Raw genomic sequence first — 4335 nt, 5'->3', positions numbered from 1 at the left:
TTCGAAACCTATGTGGTGACCATCGTCGCCACCATGGTGCTGGCCGCCATCATCCTGCCCGATGCCTTCAAGCTCATGGGCATGGTGCTGCCGCTGGCCATTGGCGGCGCCTGCGTCGTGACCTCGATCATCGGCACCTATTTCGTCAAGCTCGGCGCCGACAACAACATCATGGGCGCCCTCTACAAGGGCATCATCGCCACCGGCGTGCTGTCGCTGGTCGCACTGATCCCGGTGCTGTGGTTCGTCTTCGGCGATCTCAACGTCGCCATCGAAGCCAATGACAAGACCTTCACGCCGATGAGCCTGTTCTGGTGCGGCGCGGCGGGCCTCGTCATTACCGGGCTGATTATCGTCATCACCGAATATTACACCGGCACCGGCCGTCGCCCGGTCAATTCCATCGCCGAAGCCTCGGTCACCGGCCACGGCACCAATGTGATCCAGGGCCTCGCGGTATCGCTGGAATCCACCGCCCTGCCGGCTTTGGTCATCATCGCCGGCATCATCGTTACCTACAATATTGCCGGCCTCTTCGGCATCGCCTTCGCCGTCGCCACCATGCTGGCTCTGGCCGGTATCGTCGTGGCGCTGGATGCCTTCGGTCCGGTGACCGACAATGCCGGCGGCATTGCCGAAATGGCCGGTCTCGACAAGGAAGTGCGCCACAATACCGACGCGCTGGACGCGGTGGGCAACACCACCAAGGCCGTCACCAAGGGCTATGCCATCGGCTCGGCCGGCCTCGGCGCCCTCGTGCTGTTCGCTGCCTATACGCAGGACCTGATCTACTTCTCGAACCTCCCCGATGGCCCAGCCATCTTCCAGGGCATGGGCGAGCTCACCTTCTCGCTGGCCGATCCATACGTCGTGGTGGGCCTGCTGTTTGGTGGCCTCTTGCCCTTCCTCTTCGGCGGCATGAGCATGACCGCCGTGGGCCGCGCCGCCCAATCGGTGGTGGTGGAAGTGCGCCGCCAGTTCAAGGAACGTCCGGGCATCATGCTCGGCACCGAAAAGCCCGATTACGGCCGGGCCGTCGACATGCTGACCAAGGCGGCGATCAAGGAAATGATCGTGCCCAGCCTGTTGCCGGTGCTGTCACCCATCGTGGTGTTCTTCCTGATCAACTGGATCGCCGGCCCCGCCGCCGGCTTCTCGGCCCTGGGCGCCATGCTGATGGGCGTCATCGTCACCGGGCTCTTCGTCGCCATCTCCATGACCGCCGGTGGCGGCGCCTGGGACAATGCCAAGAAGAGCTTCGAAGACGGCTTCACCGACAGCCACGGCGTCACCCACCACAAGGGCGGCGACGCGCACAAGGCCTCGGTCACCGGCGACACCGTCGGCGACCCCTACAAGGACACGGCCGGCCCGGCCGTCAACCCGATGATCAAGATCACCAATATTGTGGCGTTGCTGTTGTTGGCGGTGCTGGCGCATCTGGGGTGACCAGACGTAGTCTGGACTGGAATGAAGGAGGCCCGGGAGTGATCCCGGGCCTCGTTATTAATCCAATCCATAAAACTGCTGGTCATGTCCGATCAACAGGTCGCGGGCCCCCTTGGGCAGCGGAAACCCGTATCCAACCCACGGCTTGACCCACCATAGAGTCCGATCATGATGATAGCGGCTCATGTGGAGTTCGCTGCCGATTTTCTCGATGGCCGCGTGCAGCGCCGCGATCGTGTCATTTCCCACAGCGTGGCTGCGGACAGTTCCTTCGGGCCAATCGATTTCGTAGCGGGCGTGCCAGACTGTGTCATATGGCTCGGGCAGATAAAGCCTGATCTCAACCGGCTTGGGTCCCTCGTCAGTATCCACCGTCAAAATGCGCGTACCGACAAGCATCACGAGTCTCCGATGTGGAAGAAAGGAGGGATTGGGTCGCCCTTCATGCAAGCAGTCATTCTAGACCGCGCCTGATCTGCGCAGAAGGGGTTCCATAGGGTCATGCGACATTGCAGCATGTCTAGCTCGTATTGTACCTCGCATTCCGCGCGGCGGCTCTCGTTCCACTTTCCGGCCATTCGCATACTGCCACTGCTCGTCCATCGACCACCATCTGGATTGCCTGCTGGTACCCGGGGCTGATTTGGGTCGAATTTGGCAATTAGGTCCCCCAGCCGAATGAGTCCCATGGTGACTCGAGCGGTCGCGAGCTTTTGCCGGATGCCAATTTGATTCGTGTTCTCCATCGTGACGCTCAACTCCTTCGTTGGCGCCATTTTGCCATATGCCCAATAGGCGGGGATAACTTGGCTCAGCCTCCTCAACTTAGGCGCCCACCGTGTCACCCCGGCCTTGAGCCGAGGCCCATCCCGGACACTTCCCAGGGTGGTCGGATAAGCAACTCCACCTGGCGGCGAGACCCGCATCTCAGGATGGATCCCGGCTCAGAGCCGGGATGACACCGAGACTGTTGACGCCTAGTGCCCAACCCACCCCGAGCGAGGTTGTGAAGGCAGTGGTTGTGAAGGCATAGGCTTCTCAGTCATCTCCCTCCCCCTTGAGGGAGGGATCAAGGGTGGGGGTGTCAGGGGTTCCGCAAGCTCGGTGTTTGGTGACCCTCGATATCCCCACCCCAACCCCTCCCCTCAAGGGGGAGGGGCTAAGGCTCCACCCATGGCCCATACCCACCGCTCGTCACCCTCGGGCTTGACCCGAGGGGACTGCACTTGCTGAAGGTTGGGGTAACTGAAGTCCCCTCGGGTCAAGCCCGAGGGTGACGACCGGATTTGCTGGGGACTTCGGGCTTCACCCCAAACTTATCCCCCGCCTAAAAACCTGTGGCACACTCCCCCCATCACTCCGCATGGGCGGCCTGCAGGCGAACAGTGGCGGGGTGAGTCGGGCGCGGGCTTTGCCTCTCGCGCAGGTTCGAGAGCCGGCCGCAGCATGGCGAGCGTTCATGCTGCGCGATAATCGGTCCTGTTCCAAAAACCGGCACCCCGAGGCGGTTATCGTCTCATTTTTAAATTTCCAGAGGCGATGGCCGCCTCGGGGTCCGCTCGTTCATGGCAACCGGAGGCCTTGTGGCCATCCGGCGCAACCTGTTGCCCAAAAATCGCGCCGCGTGTCGAACTCGCCCCGCCCCGCTCGTCGCATAGTCAGATGGCGGCCAGGGACGGTCGTCAGACCAATCGGGAGACCATGATGCGTAAACTCACTGCCGGCCTGTTCTACTCTGTCGACGGCGTCGCCGAGGCGCCCAATACCTTCCAGTTCGACAGTTTCGATAACGAACTGGGCGCGCTGCTCGGCAGCGTCATGGCCGATGTCGATACCGTGCTGATGGGCCGCCAGGGCTACCAGGAATGGGCCGGCTTCTGGCCCTCAACGAGCCGGGATCAGGATTTCGGGACCTTCATCAACACCGTGCCCAAATTCGTCGCCTCGCGCACGTTCAAGCCCGCCGATCTCACCTGGAGCAATTCCAGCCTGATCGAGGGCGATCTCGAAGCCTTCGTGCGCGACCTCAAGCAGCAGGCGGGCGGCACCATCTCGGCCATGGCTGGCATGTCACTGGTGCGCCAGCTTCTGCTGGCGGGCCTCATGGATGAATTGACCCTCATCCTGCATCCGGTGGTCGCCGGCACGGGGCGGCGCCTGTTTGAAGACGGCACGCCAGTGACGCGCCTCGCGCTCAAGGGCAGCCAGCAGACCTCCAAGGGCAATGTGGTGCTGACCTATGCAAGGCGGGAGGGCTGAGAGGGCGGCGTGGGCCGGGGCGCTCCCGGCCCTTCTGCTCAGGCCGCGCGGCGGAAATTGGCCCACCAGCCAAGGACCAGCCCAATGGCGGTGCAGCCGATGCCGATGGCCAGCCATTGGCCCATGCCCGACATGGCGCTGCCGGCGATGATATTGGCGCCGACCAGCACCCAGCGGATGCCGGCAACGACGGCGACGACGGCAGCGATATTGAGCACGGTACGAAGCATGGCGGGTCTCCCGGTGACGACCGGTCAACCCGGCCTATCCGCCATTCGGCCGATCGGCGCCGCCGGTTACAGCGGGCCTGGGCCGCTAGGTGATGCGCCGCCCATAGGTCCAATAGAGCAGGGCCAATCCGGCCAGCCCCGCGACAATGCCGATATAGAGCCACTGGCTCTGTCCTGACATGACGCTGCCGCCCACAATATTGGCGCCCTGCAAAATCCACAGTGCGCCGATCAGCACGAGCAGCACGCCGACAATGGTCTTGACGATCTTCACCTGAAGCCTCCCCGATTGCCCATCGAAGGTGGGCCGTTTCGGCACATGCGGCAAGCCCAGAAAAGCGGGGTACCTTTCGGGCTCGATCCACGAAAAACCACCCCTGCGTGATTTTCTCCTCAC

General features: G+C 62.8%; 5 protein-coding genes. 2 read left to right on the top strand and 3 right to left on the bottom strand.

Annotation, left to right across the window (positions count from 1 at the left end):
* A partial coding sequence (locus V6M52_RS09510; RefSeq protein WP_332700840.1) for a sodium/proton-translocating pyrophosphatase occupies nt 1-1449 on the top strand: 1449 nt, incomplete at its 5' end.
* A gap of 57 nt (nt 1450-1506) precedes the next feature.
* Here the strand turns inward: V6M52_RS09510 and V6M52_RS09505 are convergent.
* Nucleotides 1507-1848: a DUF6968 family protein gene (locus V6M52_RS09505; protein WP_332689067.1), complete on the bottom strand. Its 342-nt coding sequence runs from the start codon at nt 1846-1848 to the stop codon at nt 1507-1509.
* A 1302-nt stretch (nt 1849-3150) separates the two neighbouring features.
* Here V6M52_RS09505 and V6M52_RS09500 point away from each other — a divergent pair.
* On the top strand, nt 3151-3708 hold the full coding sequence (locus V6M52_RS09500; protein ID WP_332700839.1) for a dihydrofolate reductase family protein: 558 nt from the start codon (nt 3151-3153) through the stop codon (nt 3706-3708).
* A 38-nt stretch (nt 3709-3746) separates the two neighbouring features.
* On the opposite strand, the gene V6M52_RS09495 is transcribed toward V6M52_RS09500, so the two are convergent.
* Together V6M52_RS09495 and V6M52_RS09490 are read right to left on the bottom strand one after the other, a co-directional pair.
* A complete protein-coding gene (locus V6M52_RS09495) occupies nt 3747-3938 on the bottom strand; it encodes a hypothetical protein (RefSeq protein WP_332689064.1) in 192 nt (63 codons plus the stop codon).
* Between the two features lie 85 nt (nt 3939-4023).
* Nucleotides 4024-4212 (bottom strand): hypothetical protein, encoded by a 189-nt coding sequence (locus tag V6M52_RS09490; protein WP_332689062.1) that lies wholly within the window; start codon nt 4210-4212, stop codon nt 4024-4026.
* Nucleotides 4213-4335 lie beyond the last annotated feature (123 nt).

This window comes from Devosia sp. (assembly GCF_036676215.1).
Classification (GTDB): Bacteria; Pseudomonadota; Alphaproteobacteria; order Rhizobiales; family Devosiaceae; genus Devosia.
This window is presented reverse-complemented; position numbering and strand designations above follow the sequence as displayed.